Raw genomic sequence first — 16,404 nt, forward strand, 5'->3', positions numbered from 1 at the left:
GCTAAGTTCGTGAAGCCATGACCTTAGTTACAAGAATGCGGACATGCAAAGCTGTGCTGATCGAACGGCAGATCATCCCCTCTAGGCAATTCTAAAGGTCAAAGCCCCAGCGCCGATAACGCGTTGCGAGCATTGGCTCCCGGGCCAGCGCATCGTCGACATCGACTTGACCGGCCTTGTCGCCTCGCTCAAGTCGGATCAGACCGCGCAACAGCACCGATGCCGTTTGATCCGGCTCCAATTCGAGCGCCGCATCAATATCGGCCATGGCTTTATCGAACATGCCATTACGCAGATAGATCATCGCGCGGCTGTCAAGAATGTTGGCCGATTCGCCGCTGTTCTCAACCGCCTTGGTGCATACGGAAATCCCGTCTGAGACCGCGACATTCCATGTTCCGCTGAACCAGCAGGCTTCGTTGAGCAGGCCTGAATCGTTGGGGTCATCGGCAAGCATTTCATTGATCATAGCGAATCCTTCGCTTGCCTGACCTTCCATTGCATCCAGCTCTGCGAGAGCAACCGTGAGACCCTGGCGAACTTCCTCGTCTCCGTCCTCATATTCGATAATTTCGCGCGCACCGGCAATGTCCCCTAAGTCGGCCATTGCGGTGGCGAGATCCATCGCACGCCAAGGTGTGGGATCGAGCGCATAGGCCTCTTCCAAATCCGCTTTGTTGGCTTCCAGATCGAGCAATTGCGAATGCACAGAACTGCGCTGGCCGTAATATTCCGCCGTCGCCTCAAGCTCGATGACCTTGTTCATATCTTCCAGCGAACCGGCCCAATCATAGGTGACATAACGAAAGCCTGCCCGGTGTAGATACGGATCAACCTCGTCAGGATCATTGGCGATCAATTCCGCGTAGGCCGCCTCTAGCGGTTGCAGGACGCTGCGATCCGCCCCTCTTGCAAAACGCCAGCGGCGCGGCACATCATCAGAGGTCGTCAGCTTCGTCTCTTGTCGAGCTAGGCCGGCAGCTTTCCGGCGTTCCTCGCGGAATGCCTCAGGCAAAATTTCACCGCCCCGCGTGCTCACGATTTCGGACACCTGAAGCACCCGATCGTCCAAGCTCGTCTGGCGCGTGTAGCGCTGTCCAGCGACCTCTACATCAATTGGGTCGCTTCCACTCAAGTCATAGCCATCGAAGTCATCAGGCAGCGTTATTGTCATGCTGTAGGCCACGCTTCTGCTAGTCCCAACGGAAACCGGCAAATCGCGCCATTCCTTGCGCGAACGATTGGGCGCAAATGTGATCTGCTTTGCCGCTATCGGTGCGTCAATTTCGCCCTTTGCACCCTCGAAAGCGAATAGATTTTCGGAAATTCCAGTCATCAGGAGGGTCGCTTCGCTATCATCCTCACCAGAGATGACTTCCACGTCCAGCACAGCCATTTCGCCGCCAAACCTGCGACCGATCTGTTTTCGACTTTCATCGTTCAGCTTTTCCGCCTCAGCGTTCATTTGCGCTGCGGCGGCGTCCCAAAATTTTATCTCGAAGGTCACCAGCGTGGGCAAATCCAAACCGGCAGAGGTATCGACCGCGATGTCCATTTCCACTTCCGGCGCGCGCGGCAGAACCTGCTTAATCGGCTCAAGCTGCGCACCGGCGGTCCGAATGGGCAGGCTGTATTCAAACGGTGGGACATTGCCGACCGTATGCATATTCGCGCCAAGCGATGTGCCATCGAGGTAATACAGATTGCCGTCTATCTCTGCGCGCACCAGCACGTGGTCAAACGCACCGGGGATTGGCAAGGAAATTGGAGCGGCATTGCCTGCGCGGCTCGAAACCAGCACCGCCTCCGCCGCAATTCCAAGATGGTCCAGGATCGCCAGCAAGATAACGGTCTTCGCTTTGCAATCGCCGTATTTGTTTTCCCACGTTGTCGCGACATCCTGGGGCAGGTAATTCCCGCCATCCAGCCCGTTCAGCAGATAGCGGATGTCCTCTTGCACCAGTTCCAGTGCGGCCACGGCTTGCTCAAGATCGCCGGTATGTTCGGTGCGAATGGCCTCTACTTTGACCATTAAATCATCAAGGCCGTCGAGTGCGCCATCGGTCTCGTAATAGGGGGCCATTGTGCTGGACACTTCGGCCCAATCGGCAAACGTGCCCAATTGCAACATTGTGCCCCGGCGATAGCGTAGCGGTGCATCACTGGGCAGCTCGTCGGCCTCTTCCAATGGCAGCGTCACCTCCAGCCATTTGTGGCCGCCCGATTGCTCAACCTGCGGCAGGTCAAAGTTGGGGCCTGCCTTGTACCGAACATCCAGATCGTTGGGCCATGAGGCGCGGATGCGCGCAAAATCGGCCACCCTATTGGGCTCGCGCCACAGGAAACGCTGGGTCTGGACCTCTTCGCCCAATGCCTGATCGGAATTGGTCACTGAATAGCGCATGCGCAGTTCATCACCGACTTCGAGGCCGGGGACCGACAATGTCGCGGTTAGGGAGCCGTCCAAAATGCGCCGCTCCAGCATCCGCTCGCGGCGCAGCACCTCCATAACCTCGCCCTGTTCAACCAGGTCGATCACCTCAGCGCCGCGCAGAATCGAAATCTCGTGGACGATCAAATCGCCTTTGTCCGGCAGCCATTGCGCCGTCAGAGTGCCGACATTGGACAGGTCGGACAGGCTGGCGACGCGGTAAACCACATCGGTGTAATCCCAGTTCAGCCCATTTTCGATGCGAATCTGAGTGTCGTTGACGATTTGCCGATTGGTGGGATCACGCTCAACCTCGGCCAATATGACCGGCTCAATCCAAGCGGGCGCGGGCTGATACAGCGGCTCTTCCCCGCCATCACCGCCGACGAACAGCATAGTGCGATCAGCGAAACTGCCGTCCGCGAAACTTGGAATGTCATGAATTAGGCCCCGTTTTCCCTGTATTGCCGCCAGACTATAACGCGAAATACTGCTGTCAAATGAGAAAACAGCAATTCGATTGATAAACAATTTAGAGCCGGCGCCGCGCATACTAATTCATGCAGAAACTGGGGCAATGCGCGCCCCTCGCCCTTGCCAAGTGCGCAGATGCGGCATAGCCGCGCAGCCACATCTTTACCCACGCAATTTCTCACTGGAGTTCCCAAGCCATGGTCCCTCGTTATGCCCGCCCGGAAATGAGCGCATTGTGGGAACCTGAGGCGAAATTCCGCATCTGGTTCGAGATTGAAGCCCATGCGACCCAGAAACTGGGCGAGCTGGGCGTGGTACCGGAAAGTGCGGCAAAGGCATTGTGGGATTGGTGGGCGACGAACCCAAAAATCGACGTTGAGGCGATTGACGCGATTGAAGCGGTGACCAAGCATGACGTGATCGCCTTTCTCACCTGGGTCGCCGAGCAAGTGGGCGATGAGGCACGCTTCATGCACCAAGGCATGACCAGCTCCGACGTGCTCGACACGACGCTGGCGGTGCAACTGGCGCGCGCGTCTGACATTCTTCTTACGGATTTGGACGCACTGCTCGCAGCAATCAAACGCCGCGCAGAAGAGCACAAATACACCGCCACCATTGGCCGGAGCCACGGTATCCACGCAGAGCCGGTGACGTTCGGCCTCAAAATGGCTCAGGCCTATGCCGAGTTTGACCGGTGCCGCACCCGCCTGATCGCGGCAAGCGAGGAAATCGCAACTTGCGCGGTCTCCGGCGCGGTCGGCACATTTGCCAATATCGATCCTGCAGTTGAAGAACATGTTGCGCAAAAGCTTGGCCTGAAACCTGAGCCGGTCAGCACACAAGTGATCCCGCGTGATCGCCACGCCATGTATTTCGCGACGCTTGCCGTCATCGCTGGTTCGATTGAGCGCCTCGCAGTGGAAGTGAGGCACCTGCAGCGCACCGAAGTGCTGGAGGCTGAGGAGTATTTCTCACCTGGGCAAAAGGGTTCCTCGGCCATGCCGCATAAGCGCAACCCGATCCTCACCGAAAACCTCACCGGCCAAGCCCGCATGATCCGCAGCTATGCCATGCCAGCGCTGGAGAATGTCGCCCTGTGGCATGAGCGCGATATCTCACACTCCTCAGTCGAACGTTACATCGGCCCCGATGCGACCATCGCGCTTGATTTCTCGCTCGCGCGCCTCACCGGCGTGATCGACAAGCTGCTGGTCTATCCAGAGCGCATGCAGGCCAATATGGACCGGATGGGCGGCCTTGTTCACTCACAGCGCGTGCTGCTCGCCCTGACCCAGGCCGGTGTCAGCCGCGAGGATGCATATCGCCTGGTTCAACGCAATGCGATGAAGGTGTGGGAATCGGATGGGCAACTGCAATTGCTCGACCTGTTAAAGGGTGATGAGGAGGTTACCGCCGCCCTCACCAACGAACAGCTCGAAGACAAATTTGACCTCGGATATCACTTCAAACACGTCGACACGGTGTTTGCCCGCGTCTTTGGCTGATGCGCCGCAGCGTAGCTGGCGCTAGACTCAAGGCTGAAAAGGCTTAGGTTCTGGGTCGCTCAAACATCGCCAGTGGCTTAGCCGTTTAGGAAACTCTGCATGCAAATTTTGCGCACGATCATCTGGATTGCGATTCTGATTGCAATCATCGCCTTCACCTTTGGCAATTTCGACCGCGCGACCGAAGTGCGGATCTGGCCAGGCTTGGTGTGGGATACTCGGGTTCCAGCAATCGTGATCGTGTCATTCCTGCTCGGTATTGTGCCGATGTGGCTGTATCACCGCGGGGTGAAATGGTCGCTCAATCGCCGCATCCGCAGCCTTGAGAACGCGGTGAAATCAAACGCTCTGTCTCAGCGTCACGCCCCGGCTGCGACTTCGGACACTCCTGCGCCGGACGCCGCACCCGAGGCGGTTGAGATGCCGGATACAGGCACCCTCACTCCTGACCCCGCCGCAGCGAAACCTGAAAGCACCTGATATGAGCAATCCGGTCTATCTCGCGCTCGACATGCCGCAAATTGAGCCTGCCAAGGCTCTGCTTGAAAAGGTAAAAGCGCATATCGGCGGCGTGAAGCTGGGTCTGGAGTTTTTCTGCACGCATGGCAGCCACGGCGTGCATGAAATCGCGCATGTTGGCCTGCCCATCTTTCTTGATCTGAAATTTCACGACATCCCGAACACTGTTGCCGGCGCGATGCAGGCGGTGCATTTGTGCGAGCCGGCCATCGTCACCGTGCACGCCAGTGGTGGCCGCGCCATGATGGAAGATGCCAAGGCAGCGGCGGCGGAGGGCTGTAAGGTGGTGGCCGTGACCACACTCACCAGCCTCGATGCAAACGACCTCACGCGCACCGGCGTTTATGGCAGCCCGGAAACGCATGTGATGCGGCTTGCCGAATTAGCGCATGATGCAGGCCTCGATGGGGTCGTATGCTCCGGCCAAGAGGTTGGCCAAGTGCGCAAGCAGTGGAAAGACGGCTTCTTTGTCGTCCCCGGCCTACGCCCCAATGGCAGCGGAACCGGCGACCAGAAACGGGTGGTGACCCCGCGTTCTGCGCGAGACAATGGCGCGAGCGTACTGGTAATTGGTCGTCCGATCAGCCGCGCAGAAGATCCAGTCGCCGCTGCAAGAGCGATCGAAGCGACGCTTTAGAAAATGGGTTGGCTGCCGCTGCTGACGCTTTTGCTGATATTCGCACTAGGCCTAATCGTCATGGTCGGTGTCTCGGCAGTTCAAAGAGCTTGGCTCCGCCGGACATTTTTCGTGGTCACATGCCTGCTACCAGCCATTCTATATTTCTCGTGGGGTGCAATTGATGGCTGTGTACCGATCCCGCCCGGTGAAAGATGCTACTACTTTGGAATGGGATTGATCGTCTTTTCACCGGTATTCGCATTTTGGGCAATTGGGGCACTAGGCGGATTGCTCTTCAACGTGGCTCGTAAGCGCTTCTAACCAAAAAATATTGCCCTATTCCGCTGCCTCCGGTGCGGCTTCATAGATCAACCCATCGCTCTCAAGCTTTGAGAAGTCGTAATCGTCGATCAGCGGCGATTGCACCACATAATTGATGAGCATCCATCGCTCACCTTGCTCGCGGTACCCAAATGTCTCCAGCGCTTCGCCATTCGCAAATTGACTGCGCATCACAATCTCGACGCTGGTCGTGCCATTCATCGAATTGACATTGATGCTCTGACGATTGGTGCTTTCCAGTTCGCCAAAAAGCTCGCGAAAATCGGTGAGCATTATCGACAATTGCGGTTTCTTCACCAGCTTGCGAAACTCCGGATGGGTCGTCCGCCAAATCGCGTCCAAATCGCCGCTTTGAAAGCGTTCCTGGAACTGAGCAATCTCCGCCTCTGCGCCTTCCGTTGCCGCAACCGGATTGCAGGCCGCCAGAAAAAGCGCCGCAAACGCCGTCAAAAACCCAGTAAAACGCATTAGATATTCCCCATTTGAAACGCACATTCGCCAGCAAAACCTGTGCAGCAGCGGATAATTCTAGCTATGCGCTGCGCATTGCAAGCTCTAAAGCACGCCCATGACAAGCACATCGCCATTAATCAAAATCTGCGGGCTCAAAACGCCTGAGACCATCGAAGCCGCCGTAGCCGCTGGAGCAACGCATATCGGCCTGGTGCACTTTGAGAAAAGCCCGCGCCACGTCTCCTTGGTGGAGGCCGCGCGGCTCCGCGCGCTCATCCCATCCTCGGTCAAAGCCGTCGTGCTGACCGTAAACGCTGATGTCACCGCAATGGGCAAAATCATTGCCGACGTGAAGCCAGACGTCGTCCAGTTTCACGGCGGCGAAACGCCCGAATGGACCGGATTGGTGCGCGAGAAGACCGATGTCGAGGTTTGGAAGGCCGTTGGCCTGAGAGACGAAGGAACCTTGGAGCGCGCCAGTAAGTTCATCGGCAAGATCGACCGTTTCCTGTTTGATGCTCCCGCTAAGGAGTTGCCCGGCGGTAATGGCGAAACCTTCCGTTGGGAATTACTGCATGGTCACGATCATAAGGTGCCATGGGGCCTCGCCGGCGGCCTCAATGCGCAAAACGTGGCGCAGGCCATTCGCGCCACTGGGGCGGAGCTGGTCGACACCTCATCCGGGGTGGAAACCGCGCCCGGCGTGAAGGACGTGGACAAGATCGCGGCCTTCTGCGAAGCCGCCCGAAACGCTTGAATACATGCCCAAAGGCGCACGATGAACAATAACACCCCCAATTCCTTTAAGAACCAGCCTGACGATCGCGGGCATTTTGGCGAGTTTGGCGGACGTTATGTCGCCGAAACATTGATGCCGCTGATCCTAGATCTGGAGCGGGAATATCGCGCGGCTCAGCAAGACCCGGCCTTTGCGGCTGAGTTTGACGACCTGATGAAGCATTACGTCGGGCGCCCTTCCCCGCTCTATCATGCCGAGCGCCTGACCGAAGCGCTAGGCGGCGCGCAGGTCTGGTTCAAGCGCGACGAGCTCAATCACACCGGCGCGCACAAAATCAACAATTGCATCGGGCAGATCCTGCTCGCGATCCGCATGGGCAAGACCCGCATTATCGCCGAAACCGGCGCGGGACAGCACGGCGTTGCCACCGCGACTGTGTGCGCACGCTTTGGCCTGCCTTGCGTGATCTACATGGGCGCAGAGGACGTAAAACGGCAATCGCCCAACGTGTTCCGCATGAAATTGCTCGGCGCAGAAGTGGTGCCCGTCACCAGTGGCGGCGCGACCCTGAAAGATGCCATGAACGAGGGGCTGCGCGACTGGGTCGCGAATGTGCACGACACGTTCTACATCATCGGTACCGCTGCTGGCCCGCACCCCTATCCAGAGATGGTGCGCAATTTCCAAAGCGTGATCGGCACAGAGGCACGCGCGCAAATGCTGGACCGCGTTGGCCGCCTGCCCGATCTGCTGGTCGCTTGCATTGGCGGCGGCTCAAACGCGCTTGGCCTGTTCCACCCGTTCCTCGACGATGCCGATGTGAAAATGTTGGGCGTAGAAGCGGCAGGCCACGGGCTGGACGGTGATGAACACGCTGCCAGCCTGCTGGGCGGATCACCCGGCGTGCTTCACGGTAACAAGACATACCTGCTGCAAGACGAAGACGGCCAAATCACCGAAGGCCACTCGATCAGCGCCGGGCTCGATTACCCGGGCATTGGGCCAGAACACGCGTGGCTGAAAGAAAGCGGCCGGGTGGAATACACCGCCGTCACTGACAAGGAAGCACTCGACGGCTTCCAATTGCTGTGCCGTACGGAGGGGATTATCCCTGCGCTAGAACCGTCACACGCTCTCGCTGCCGTTTCACAGCGAGCGAAGCAGATGGGCGAGGACGAGATCATCCTGATGAACCTATGCGGCCGCGGCGATAAAGACATCTTCACTGTGGCTGAAAAGCTTGGGGTGGCGATGTGAGCGTAGTGTTCGCGAAAGACAGTTTCCCTCGATGCTACCTTGAAGGTTGGCTTCTATGGCTTGGCGGAAATATCGCGATGGATTGGTTCCTATATTTACGGGCGACATTCGAGCGCGAGCTTAGACCTCGGGCTTGGGGTTTCGTTGAAAACCTTGCTGATCCTGGGTTCCTGATCGCAAATACGCTTTTCGTTGTTCTGATCGCAGCCATCCTCAGGGGAAAACGCAAATCGGTTGGCAGTGCGCTTTGACCATCGCTAACCTCTCCCTCATAACCCAAAAGCCCTCTCACCTTCAGGGGAGAGGGTTGGGAGAGGGGTAATGCGCAGCGCCGCTCTCACGCAGCGCGCGAAAGACATGCGCAAGGCAATGCCGGAGCCCGAAAAGCGGCTATGGATGGAGCTTCGCGCTGGCCGATTCCAAGGGATAAAATTCCGTAGGCAGAAGGTAATTGGTTCCCACATCGCTGACTTTGCCGCTAACGATCCAAAGCTGGTCATTGAGGTCGATGGCGATACACATGCCGGGTGCGAAACCTATGATGCGGTGCGAACCAAAGCCCTTGAGGATCACGGATACAGTGTGATCAGATTTTCAAATTTTAATGTGATGGGAAATATGGACGGAGTTTTGGTGCAATTGTCTGAGTTTGTAGCTGACTTGCGGGCAAGTTCCCCTCCCCCAACCCCCTCCCCAAAAGGTGAGGGGGCTGAGCAATGACACGTCCCACTTCCCCACTCACTGCGGCCTTTCACAAGGGTCACCCTGCGTTGGTGGCCTTCATCACAGCTGGCGATGGCAACACTGCCGCCAATCTTGATGCGCTGGTCGCGGGCGGCGCGGATGTGATTGAGCTGGGCATGCCATTCACCGATCCGATGGCCGATGGCCCCGCGATCCAAAGCGCCAACCTGCGCAGCCTTGGCGCGGGCACCACCACCGCCGATGTGCTGCAATATGCCAACGAGTTCAGCGAGAGGCACCCCGATGTCCCACTGGTGCTGATGGGCTATGCCAACCCCATGATCAGGCGCGGGCCTGAATGGTTTGCAAAGGCCGCCAAGGGCGCAGGCGTGGACGGTGTCATCTGCGTCGATATTCCGCCAGAAGAGGACGATGCGCTGGGTCCGGCTTTGCGCGACGTTGGCATTTCGCCCATTCGCCTCGCCACCCCGACCACCGATGCCAAGCGCCTGCCGCAAGTGCTAGAGGGTTCGAGCGGCTTTCTCTATTACGTCTCTGTCGCTGGGATCACAGGGCTGCAACAGGCCGCCACTGGCTCCATCGAAGAGGCTGTCGCCGCGCTCAAAGCGGCCACCGATCTGCCAATTGCAGTTGGCTTTGGGGTGCGCACGCCAGAGCAAGCGGCGGATATCGCCAAGGTCGCCGATGGCGTCGTCGTGGGATCCGCACTTGTGGAAATCATCGGCGAATATGGCGCAGAGGCTCCCGCCAAGCTACAAGAGCTGACATCGACATTGGCGCACGCGGTCCACACGGCTAGAGCCTAAACCGCCCAAGCAAACAGGATTTTGAAATGAACTGGTTCACCCGTGTCCGCAATTCCCTGGGCTTTAGCGACAAGCGCAGCTCTGAGAAGGATTTGTGGATCAAATGCAAATCCTGCCAGGAAATGCTGTTTGTTCAGGAATTTGAGGACAATCTCTCGGTCTGCCCGCGCTGTGAGCATCACGGCCGGATCAGCGCCGATGCGCGGCTGAACCTGCTGCTGGACGAAGGGTTTGAACTGCTGCCTCAGCCGCAGGTCACCGAAGACCCGCTGAAGTTTAAAGACAGCAAGAAATACACCGACCGGCTGAAAATCGCGCGGGCCAACAACCCGCATCACGATGCGTTTGTCGTCGGATCGGGCACAATTGACAGCCACCCTGCGGTCGTCGGGGTGCAGGACTTCGGCTTTATGGGCGGATCGATGGGCATGGCCGTGGGCATGGCGTTTTGCGCCGGTGCCGAGCGCGCGCTGACCCGCAAATGCCCCTTTATCGTGGTGACCGCCGCTGGCGGAGCGCGCATGCAGGAGGGCATTCTCAGCCTGATGCAAATGCCGCGTGCCACCGTGATGACACGCCGCCTGAAAGAGGCCGGCCTGCCCTACATCGTCGTGCTGACCGACCCGACCACGGGCGGCGTCACCGCCAGCTATGCGATGCTGGGTGATATCCAGATTGCAGAGCCAGGCGCGCTGATCGGGTTTGCCGGACAGCGGGTGATCCAAGACACCATTCGTGAGCAATTGCCCGAAGGCTTCCAACGCGCGGAATACCTCCACAAGCACGGCATGGTCGACATGGTGGTGAAGCGCCACGATCTGAAAGCCACTTTGGCCAATGTCATCGACTATCTGCAGCCGCCCGTCGCGGCGTAGGCACGCATCTGGTCGCCGGCAAAGCGATGGATTTCGGAAAGTCCGACGACCCGCGCGTTCAGGCTCAGCTTGACCGCCTTAGCCAGCTGAGCGTGCCGGACGGACGCATCGGGCTGGAGACGATCACCGCGATGATGGAGCGGCTCGGCAATCCGCATCGCAAATTGCCGCCGGTTTTCCACGTCGCCGGCACCAATGGCAAAGGCTCCACCTGCGCGTTTCTGCGCGCGATTCTGGAGGCGGAAGGTTACCGCGTCCATATGACCACAAGCCCACACCTGGTGCGCTACAATGAGCGAATCAGGCTGGCCGGAGAATTGATTTCCGACGCGGATTTGGCGACGTTGTTGGCCGAGGTTCTCGACACCTGCGAGGATCTCGGCCCGAGCTTTTTCGAGGTCACCATCGCCGCTGCCTTTCTGGCGTTCAACCGCGTGCCCGCCGATGCCTGCGTGGTCGAGGTCGGGGTCGGCGGGCGCTTAGACGCAACCAATGTGCTGGAGCCGGATGCGCTGGCGGCCTGCGGGATCGCAGCGCTGGGCATTGATCATGAGAAGTTTCTGCTCGCGCCGGAGGACGGCGTGCCGAAAGAACCCATAGCGCGAATTGCGTTTGAGAAGGCAGGGATTGCGAAAAGGGGCGTGCCGCTGGTGACGATGGAAAATGGCCCACAAGCCGATGGTCAACTCGTCGCGTCAGCTAAGGCTTCCGGTGCAATGCTCCGTGCGTATCGAAAGACATGGTACGCAGACGACGAAACGGGTCACTACGAAGATCACTTTGGCGATGATGAGCTAAGGCTGCCAGCTCCAAGTCTGTTGGGAGATCATCAGAGACTCAATGCTGGTTTGGCGGTGGCCATGCTTCGATGCCAGCAGTCGATAACGGTATCGACCAGTTCAATTTACGCAGGTGTTCGACAAGCAAAGTGGCCAGCAAGGATGCAGCGGCTAGGCGACGGGCCGCTCACGGCCCTAACCTCTTCCGCGGTCTTGCTCGATGGTGGCCACAATCGAAGTGCAGGCGAAGCCATCGCGGCAGAGTTTGCGAGCAAGTCCCTGCACCTAATCCTCGGCATGCTCGCCAATAAAAACCCGCGCTCACTGCTCGATCCGCTGGGCGATAGCGTTCGCAGCCTCACCGTCGTCCCGGTGCCCGGCCAAAATTGTCACCCGCCCGAAGCATTTGGACCCGATGCGCGAGCAGCATCGGACATTGAAGACGCGCTGCTCAACATTCCCGAGGACGGTTGCCCTGTGCTGATCGCGGGATCGCTCTATCTCGCGGGCGAAGTCCTGCGCCTGAATGACGAGATCCCTGACTAGCTGAGATCCAATTGCTCCCTGCCCGCCGTGCCCATGGAATCGTCAACCAATCCAGTGCGCATCATCCACCAGAACAGCACAATTCCCGGCACCGCCAATACGGTGGTGAGCAAGTAGAAATTCACATAACCGGTGGCCTCTATCAGGCCGCCTGCCGTGGTCCCCGTGATCAGCCTGCCGACGATGCTCGCCGCCGCGCTGATCATCGCATAATGCGCCGCGGTAAAGCGTAGGTCGCACAATGCCGAGAAATAGGCGACCACCACCACGCCGCCATATCCGCTGGCGAAATTCTCAAACCCGATGGCCGACGCGAGCCCCAGGTTAGAATGCCCCGCCGCAGCCAAGGCCGCGAAGCTGATATTGGAAACTGCCATCAGAATGAGCGCGATCAGGACCGAGCGTTTGAGGCCCAGGCGCGCATAGATGATCCCGCCCACAAATATCCCGATCAGATAGGCCCAAAAGCCCACGCCTACGTCGTAGATCGCGATCTCATCATTGCTGAAACCGAGGTCATCAAACAGCAGCCGGAATGTGAGATTCGCGAGCGTATCGCCGATCTTGTGGACGAGGATAAAGGCCAGGACGAGCCAAGCGCCGTGCCGCTGAAAGAACTCTTTGAAAGGGCCAGCGATCGACTGCCACACGTCAGAAACACCTTTGCGCGCGATCGTGACTTGCCGCCGCGCGGGCTCACCCATGATCAGCGCAGTGAGCATCGCGGGCAGCGCCAGCAAAGCGCAGGAGAGATAGGCGGCCTCCCACCCATATCGCACCGCGACCACCAGCGCGATGGCCCCTGCCCCCGCAGAGCCGACGCGCCAGCCATATTGGTTCATGCCTGAGCCTGTGCCCAGCTGATACGGCTTCAGCGTCTCGATCCGGTAGGCATCGATCACAATGTCGAATGTCGCGCCGGCGATACCGACCAGCACAGCGGCAAGGATTGTCGCGGGCAGATTGCCCGATGGGTCGACCAGCGCGAGATTGACCACCGCCGCAATCACCATCACGCCGGATAGCAGCATCCACGATACCCTCTGCCCCAACCGGCCGAGCAGCGGGATCCGCACTCCATCGACCAACCACGCCCAGAACACTTTGAAATTATAGACGAGGAACGCGAGCGTGAACGCGGTGACGGTCGCCTTGTCGATCCCATCCTGCGCGAGCCGCGTCGTCAACGTCGCGCCGATCATCGCATAGGGAAAGCCGGAGGACACGCCGACAAAGAACGCCGCCAGCGATTCCTTCTCAAAATAGGGCCTCACCGCGCTCCACCAATCGCGCTTCGCGGTTAACTGAGGCTCAGCCAAAGGAGCCTACTCCGCTGGCTGCGCCTCTGGTGTGACGACACCGGAGCCGGTCGGTCCGCTGCGCGATTGGCGGAACCATTCGGCCAGGCACAGGGCGACCGCGATGAAGCCGATCAGCGTCGTCAGGATGAAGACATCGTAATAGCCCTGATCCTCGATCATCTCGCCCAATGCGCCGCGCCCCAATGTGCCGACCAGCAATGTGAGCGAGGACAGCAAAGCGTATTGCACTGCGCTGAAATTCTTGTTCACGATGGAGGATAGCCACGCGATATAGGCCGCGCCAGCGATGCCGATGGCAAGGTTTTCAAAGAATATTGTGAAGGTCAGCTTGGCAAGCGACGGGCTGCCGATGACGGGCACTTGGCTGATCGCCCAGGAGAAGCCAACTGCATCGCTGACCGCCTGCATATTCGCCCCGCCGAGCGCCAGATCGGCATAGAGCAGGTTGGTGAGCGCAGCGAGCAAAGCGCCAATCGTCAGCGTCAGCATCCGGCCCATCATGGTGAGCATAAAGCCGCCCAGCGCGAGGCCAAGGATAATTGCACCGACGCCGAAGAACTTCGAGGCGAAGGCGACTTCGTCTTTGGTGTATTCCAGCTCTCCGAGATAGAACGGATAGGCAAAGCTGCCCCAGATCGCGTCGCAAATCCGGTAGGTCAGGACGAGCGAGAGGATCAGCACCAGCGACCAACCGATGCGCCCGACAAACTCAACCAATGGCAAAACGAGCGCACGGTAGAGGTGATCCATTACAAAACCGCTGCCCTGCGGCGCGGGCGCATCTTCGGCGAGCAGATAATTGCCTTGTTTCTTTTGGCTCGCCAGCCAACCCGCGATCAACGCAGGCACCACCACGGTCGCAACAATAATCCATGGCCCCCAATTGACAGTGAACTCCGTCGGGTTCGGGCGGTCCTCTGGCGCGTAGAACAAAGACATATACATGAAGGTGAGCACGACGCCGATTGCGCCCGCCCATAAGCCGCCAACCACCAGCAGCGCCTTCGCGCGAATGCCGGGCTCCAGCTCGCCTTGTTTGCGCAGGCCCACGAACAGCTCATCGACGATCGCAGGCTGTCCCTCGGCCAGTTTCTTGCTGTCGCTGTCAGGTGCGAACAGGCCGATAAAGCCAATTCCAAGCAGGATCGCTCCCATCAGCAAATAGGTCTGAGGCCAGCCGATCCGCGCGGCAACAATCAGGCCCAGTGCCCCGCCAACCAATGCGGCCAGCCGGTATCCCATTTGATAGACGGTGGAGAGGATATCGAGCGTCGCTTTCTCGTCAGCGACATCGATCCGCCAGGCGTTGATCGCGATATCCTGCGTCGCGCTGGCCAAAGCGCCAATCCCTGCGAGCAGGCTGAACCAGCCGATGCTTTCGTTGGTGGGATTGCTGAGCGCGAGTGACACAAGGATAACACCCAGCAGCAATTGCGAGGGCACGATCCACTGCTTACGCTTGCCCAGGCGGCGCATACCGGGAATGTTCACCTTGTCGATCAGCGGCGACCACAGGAATTGGAACGCATAGGCCAATCCAATGAGTGAGAAGACGCCCATCGTCTCCAGATCAACCTCAGCATCGCTCAGCCATGCGAACAAAGTGCCCAGGAACAATGCAAAGGGCAGACCACTGGCAAAGCCGAACAGCGCCATATAGCCGGTCTTTTTCTGGCCCATCGCGCGAAAGACCTCTGCCCAGCCCGGTTTACTCGCCTTGGCCGCTGCCTCTGACATATTCGAACGTCCTTTCGATCCCAGTCTTGCGATCCCGGTCTTTCGATCTTGACCGATTTCTGCGACACTACCCGCGGATGAGAGGAATAGGAACGCTTCGATGAACGCGCCAACAACGCCATCAACACCTTTAGCAGGTAGTCCGGCCCAAATCCTGCGGCCAACGGCTGGCCAATTGGCCCTGGCCGAGCAAATCAAGGCGGGCGGCACGCGGCCAAAAGATGGGATCAAGACGCTCCCTGCGAGCCTCTATACAGCTCCTGCGCATTTCGCGGCAGAGAAAGCAGCACTGTTTGACCGGCTCCCACAAGTCCTCGCGCCCTCCGCCTTGTTGCCAGAGCCGGGAATGTCTGTGCCGCATGATGGCACGGGCCGCCCTTTGCTGATTACCCGCGATGGCAGCGGCAAGGTGCATGTCTTCCTAAACGTCTGCCGCCACCGGGGCACGCGGCTGGTCGAGGGCGATGAAGTGCAATGCACCAGCCGTCTGGTGTGCCCCTATCACGCATGGACATACAGGCTGGATGGGGAGCTGCTCGCCCTGCCCCGTGCAGAGACTTTCCCCGGCCTCGATAAGAGCGCGCATGGGCTGGCTGAGCTTCCTTCCCTTGAGGCGGGCGGGCTGATCTGGTTTGCTCCGGAGGCGGCAGCAGACTTCAGCCACGCGAAGACATTGGGCGAAGACTTTGCCGCCTTTGGCATGGATCAGGCCCATCTGTTCCGTCGCAAGACTCATTCGGTTGCGGGTAATTGGAAGCTGATCATGGATGCCTTCCTCGAAAGCTATCATGTCACCCGCCTGCACGCGAACACCATTGGCCCGTTCTTTAAGGATGGGGTGACCAGCGGCGATAATGTTGGCCCGCATCAACGCTCTGCGGTTGGGCGGCTGGAAGAGATGGAGGGCCTGGACTTTGAGGACATGGCGCAGCTGCGTCAGGTGGTTACCTTTGCCTATCAATTGCTGCCTGCGACCGTCATTGTCCCCAGCCCCGATTATGTGAACGTCATGGTGTTGATGCCCAGCGCTCACAATCACACTCTGGTTGAGGATTTCATGCTGATCCCGGAGGAACCGCAGACCGACAAAGCGCGCAGCCATTGGGAGCGTAGTTGGGATCTGCTGGATGGCGGCGTGTTCGCCAGCGAAGACTTCCGCGCAGCAGAATTGGGGCAACAGGGCCTCGAAAGCGGCGCGATTGATCACCTCACCCTTGGCACACTGGAAGGCGGCATTGCCCGCTTTGACGAGGCCATTGCAGCGGCCATGGCCGAGAGCGCGTAAAGCCCTT

General features: G+C 58.9%; 14 protein-coding genes. 10 read left to right on the forward strand and 4 right to left on the reverse strand.

From position 1 onward, the window contains the following. Positions 1 to 91: 91 nt before the first annotated feature. Positions 92 to 2,827, reverse strand: coding sequence for a DUF3857 domain-containing protein (locus tag AC0V6O_RS08740; protein ID WP_486143281.1), 2,736 nt, complete (start codon positions 2,825 to 2,827; stop codon positions 92 to 94). 275 nt (positions 2,828 to 3,102) lie between these two features. Between AC0V6O_RS08740 and purB the strand changes: the two genes are divergently transcribed. From purB to pyrF, 3 genes are all read left to right on the forward strand, one after another. Continuing rightward, positions 3,103 to 4,413 carry an adenylosuccinate lyase gene (gene purB, locus AC0V6O_RS08745; protein ID WP_486143283.1) on the forward strand — a complete coding sequence of 437 codons (1,311 nt, stop codon included), beginning with the start codon at positions 3,103 to 3,105 and terminating at the stop codon, positions 4,411 to 4,413. A gap of 99 nt (positions 4,414 to 4,512) precedes the next feature. Beyond that, a complete protein-coding gene (locus tag AC0V6O_RS08750) occupies positions 4,513 to 4,893 on the forward strand; it encodes a DUF1049 domain-containing protein (RefSeq protein WP_486143285.1) in 381 nt (126 codons plus the stop codon). A gap of 1 nt (position 4,894) precedes the next feature. Beyond that, complete coding sequence (gene pyrF, locus AC0V6O_RS08755) at positions 4,895 to 5,569, forward strand: orotidine-5'-phosphate decarboxylase (RefSeq protein WP_486143287.1); 675 nt, start codon at positions 4,895 to 4,897, stop codon at positions 5,567 to 5,569. A gap of 318 nt (positions 5,570 to 5,887) precedes the next feature. On the opposite strand, the gene AC0V6O_RS08760 is transcribed toward pyrF, so the two are convergent. Further along, positions 5,888 to 6,361 (reverse strand): hypothetical protein, encoded by a 474-nt coding sequence (locus tag AC0V6O_RS08760; protein ID WP_486143289.1) that lies wholly within the window; start codon positions 6,359 to 6,361, stop codon positions 5,888 to 5,890. Between the two features lie 100 nt (positions 6,362 to 6,461). Between AC0V6O_RS08760 and AC0V6O_RS08765 the strand changes: the two genes are divergently transcribed. The 6 genes from AC0V6O_RS08765 to AC0V6O_RS08790 all read left to right on the forward strand — a co-directional run bounded on the left by AC0V6O_RS08765 (position 6,462) and on the right by AC0V6O_RS08790 (position 12,053). Further along, entirely contained in the window at positions 6,462 to 7,103 is a 642-nt protein-coding gene (locus AC0V6O_RS08765; RefSeq protein ID WP_486143291.1) for a phosphoribosylanthranilate isomerase, read from the forward strand. Between the two features lie 21 nt (positions 7,104 to 7,124). Further along, positions 7,125 to 8,342 carry a tryptophan synthase subunit beta gene (gene trpB, locus AC0V6O_RS08770; protein ID WP_486143293.1) on the forward strand — a complete coding sequence of 406 codons (1,218 nt, stop codon included), beginning with the start codon at positions 7,125 to 7,127 and terminating at the stop codon, positions 8,340 to 8,342. 321 nt (positions 8,343 to 8,663) lie between these two features. After that, positions 8,664 to 9,062: an endonuclease domain-containing protein gene (locus tag AC0V6O_RS08775; RefSeq protein WP_486143295.1), complete on the forward strand. Its 399-nt coding sequence runs from the start codon at positions 8,664 to 8,666 to the stop codon at positions 9,060 to 9,062. Beyond that, positions 9,059 to 9,853, forward strand: coding sequence for a tryptophan synthase subunit alpha (gene trpA, locus AC0V6O_RS08780; RefSeq protein WP_486143297.1), 795 nt, complete (start codon positions 9,059 to 9,061; stop codon positions 9,851 to 9,853). Before AC0V6O_RS08775 ends, trpA begins: the two co-directional genes overlap by 4 nt. Before the next feature lie 26 nt (positions 9,854 to 9,879). Further along, complete coding sequence (gene accD, locus AC0V6O_RS08785) at positions 9,880 to 10,728, forward strand: acetyl-CoA carboxylase, carboxyltransferase subunit beta (RefSeq protein ID WP_472638902.1); 849 nt, start codon at positions 9,880 to 9,882, stop codon at positions 10,726 to 10,728. Positions 10,729 to 10,754: 26 nt separating this feature from the next. Then, positions 10,755 to 12,053 (forward strand): bifunctional folylpolyglutamate synthase/dihydrofolate synthase, encoded by a 1,299-nt coding sequence (locus AC0V6O_RS08790; protein WP_486143299.1) that lies wholly within the window; start codon positions 10,755 to 10,757, stop codon positions 12,051 to 12,053. Here AC0V6O_RS08790 and AC0V6O_RS08795 read toward each other — a convergent pair. Next, a complete protein-coding gene (locus AC0V6O_RS08795) occupies positions 12,050 to 13,372 on the reverse strand; it encodes an AmpG family muropeptide MFS transporter (protein WP_486143301.1) in 1,323 nt (440 codons plus the stop codon). The genes AC0V6O_RS08790 and AC0V6O_RS08795 overlap by 4 nt on opposite strands. 6 nt (positions 13,373 to 13,378) lie before the next feature. Continuing rightward, a complete protein-coding gene (locus AC0V6O_RS08800; protein WP_486143303.1) occupies positions 13,379 to 15,112 on the reverse strand; it encodes an AmpG family muropeptide MFS transporter in 1,734 nt (577 codons plus the stop codon). Positions 15,113 to 15,212: 100 nt separating this feature from the next. On the opposite strand from AC0V6O_RS08800, the gene AC0V6O_RS08805 reads away from it, so the two are divergent. Further along, complete coding sequence (locus tag AC0V6O_RS08805) at positions 15,213 to 16,397, forward strand: aromatic ring-hydroxylating oxygenase subunit alpha (protein WP_486143305.1); 1,185 nt, start codon at positions 15,213 to 15,215, stop codon at positions 16,395 to 16,397. Positions 16,398 to 16,404 lie beyond the last annotated feature (7 nt).

The sequence above is a fragment of the Erythrobacter sp. JB2-19 genome, from assembly GCF_057365005.1.